The 3,021-nt window shown below is 74.8% G+C and carries 1 protein-coding gene; it reads right to left on the bottom strand.

Translation table 11 applies throughout. The annotated features are described in order from the left end of the window. Nucleotides 1-3,021, bottom strand: a 3,021-nt coding sequence (locus tag AB0B86_RS33445) for an SDR family NAD(P)-dependent oxidoreductase (RefSeq protein WP_357413788.1), incomplete at both ends; no start/stop codon positions are given.

The following is a 3,021-nucleotide window of genomic DNA, read 5'->3' as shown; positions in this document are numbered from 1 at the left end:
TGCATCGCCACCAACGACGACGAACACGCCGTATCAACCGTGACCGCCGGACCCTCCAACCCGAACACGTACGACACCCGACCCGACGCGACGGAGCCGGCGCTGCCGCTGCCCAGGTAGCCCTCGTACTCGCCCGCAGTGGCCACGACCCGGGTGCCGTAGTCGTGGTACATCATTCCGGCGTAGACGCCGGTGGCCGTGCCGCGTACCGACGCCGGGTCGATCCCCGCCCGCTCGAACGCCTCCCATGACACCTCGAGCAGCAGGCGCTGCTGCGGGTCCATCGCCAGCGCCTCACGCCGGCTGATCCCGAAGAACTCGGCGTCGAAGCGCCCTGCGTCGTGCAGGAACCCGCCCTCGCGGGCGTACGTGCGGCCGACGGCGTCGGGGTCCGGGTCGTAGAGCCGCTCGACGTCCCAGCCTCGCCCGGCGGGGAAGCCGGTGATCGCGTCGCCGCCGGTGGCCACGAGCCGCCACAGATCCTCCGGCGAGTTGACGCCACCCGGATAGCGGCAGCTCATACCCACGATGGCGATCGGCTCATCGAGGTCGGCGGTCCGGCGCACCGCGACGGCGGCGCGCTGTTCGCCACCGAGTTCGCCGAGCAGGTGCCGGACAACCGCGGCCGGGCTGGGGTGGTCGAAGACGAGGGTCGCCGGCAGCCGCAGCCCGGTCACCGTGTTGAGGCGGTTGCGCAATTCGACTGCGGTGAGCGAGTCGAACCCCAGGTCCTGGAAGGCGCGGTCGGCGACGACCTCCGCCGCGTCGGCGTAGCCGAGCACTGTGGCAGCCTCGGCCGCGACGAGGTCGGTGAGGTGCCGGGTGCGCTGGTCCGGGGTGAGCTCCGCGAGGCGGGCGGCCAGCGTGCCGTCCACACCGGCGGTGGCGCTGCGCCGGGCTGTGGTCGGGGTGAGCCGCCGCAGGACGGGGGTGAGGTCCCCAGCGCGGGCGCGGGCGCGCAGGGCGGCCCGGTCGAAGCGGGCGGCGGTCGGGGCGGACGCGCCGGTCTGCAGCGCGGCGTCGAACAGCGCGAGCCCGTCGGCGTCGTCGAGGGGGCGCATGCCGGAGCGGCTCATCCGGTGGCGATCAGCGGTGTCCAGGGCGGCGGTGAGGGTGCTGCTCCGGGCCCATACTCCCCACGAGATGGAGGTCGCGGGTGCACCGGTGGCGGCACGGGTGGCGGCAAGGGCGTCGAGGAACGCGTTGGCCGCCGCGTAGTTGGCTTGCCCGGCGGCGCCGACGACCCCGGCGATCGAGGAGAAGAGAACGAACGCGGCCAAATCATGGTCACGGGTCAGCTCATCGAGGTGCACGGCCGCGTCGGCCTTGGGGCGGAGCACGCGGGTGAGCTGGTCGTCGGTGAGCGCGGCGGCGACGCCGTCCTCGGTCACCCCGGCGGCATGGATCACCGCGGTGAGCGGGCGGTCGGCCGGGATCGCCTTGAGCAGCGCCGCGAGCGCGGCTCGGTCGGCGGTGTCGCACGCGGCGTAGATGGGCTGGGCGCCGTGTGCGGCCAGCTCGGCGAGCACGTCGGCGGGGGCGTCGGCGCGGCGGCCGACCAGCAGCAGATGGCACAGGCCGTACGCGGCGACCAGGTGCCGGGCGACCAGGCTGCCGAGCGCGCCGGCCCCGCCGGTGATCAGGACGGTGCCGTGCGGGTCGAGCGGCACCTCCCGGTGCGGGTCGGTGGCCAGCGGCAGCAGCACGGGTACACGCATCCGCCCGGCCCGGAGCGTGAACTGCCCCTCCCCTGCCGCCACCCCTGCGGTTACCAGCCTGCTCACCTCGCCGGTGAGCGGGCCGTCCACATCGGCCAGGGCGAACCGGCCAGGGTTCTCCGTCTGCGCCGACCGGACCAGGCCCCACACGGCGGCAGCTGCGGGGTCCACGGTCGCGGTGTCGACGGCGTCGCGGGTGACCAGGACGAGCCGGGGGTCACGGTCCTCGGCTAGCCAGGTGCGGACAAGACCCAGCGCACGGCGTGTGAGCGCGTGCGCCCGCTCGGCCGCCCCGTCGGCGGGCTCGGTTTCGGTGAGGTCGACCAGGTGCACGTCTGCGTCGGCTGTGACGTCGAGGGTCGCCGATTCCCAGACGGTATGGAAGAGACCGTCGGCGGCCACCAGCGCGGCACCCGGGGCGGGCAGCGGCCGCAGGGTCAGCGCCTCGATCCGCAGCACGGGCTGCCCGTTGGTGTCGTACGCGGACACCGTGATCGTGTCGGGTCCGGCCGGCGCGAGGTGGACCCGCAACCGGTCGGCGCCGGTAGCGGTGAGCGTCAGGCCGCTGACAGCGAACGGCAGCCGGACTGCCTCAGGGGCGTCGGCGAGCGCGCCGAGGCCGCTCGCGTGCAGGGCCGCGTCGAGCAGGGCCGGGTGCATGCCGTAGCGGGCTGCCTCACCGGCCGCCGATGCGGGCAGGGCCACCTCGGCGTACACGTCGGAGTCGGATCGCCACACACGGCGCAGGCCCTGGAAGACGGGACCGTAGCGCAGCCCGGCCTCGGCCAGGCGGGGGTAGAGGTGGTCGACGGGCACTTCGACCGCCGTCGCGGGTGGCCACTGCGCGGGTGCCTGCCGAGCGGTGACCGGCGTGCCGGACAGCTGCCCGGCCGCGTGGCGGGTCCAGGTCTCGCCGTCCTCGCGGCACGAGCGGACGGCCAACTCGCGGCGGCCTGCCTCGTCCACCGCGCCGACGCTCACCTGGACGCGGACCCCGGACCCGGCCGGGATCACGAGTGGCGCCTCGATGGTCAGCTCGTCGACGGCGGGGCAGCCGACCTGGTCACCGATGTGCTGGGTCAGTTCGGCGAAGGCGGTGCCGGGCAGGAGGATCGCGTCGCCGACGACGTGGTCGGCGAGCCAGGGCTGCCGGGCCACGGACAGGCGCCCGGTGAACAGATAGCCGCCCGTATCGGGCAGCGGCACCGCCGCGCCCAGCAGCGGGTGGTCTGCGGCGGTCAACCCGGCGCCGGTCAAGTCGGCACCGCCGCCACTGTCGCGCAGCCAGTAGCTTTCCCGCTGG

Origin of the sequence: Micromonospora sp. NPDC049047 (assembly GCF_040649135.1) — a bacterium.
GTDB lineage: Bacteria > Actinomycetota > Actinomycetes > Mycobacteriales > Micromonosporaceae > Micromonospora.
Note: the sequence above shows the minus strand (reverse complement) of the source record. Positions and strands in the feature narration are given on the sequence as shown.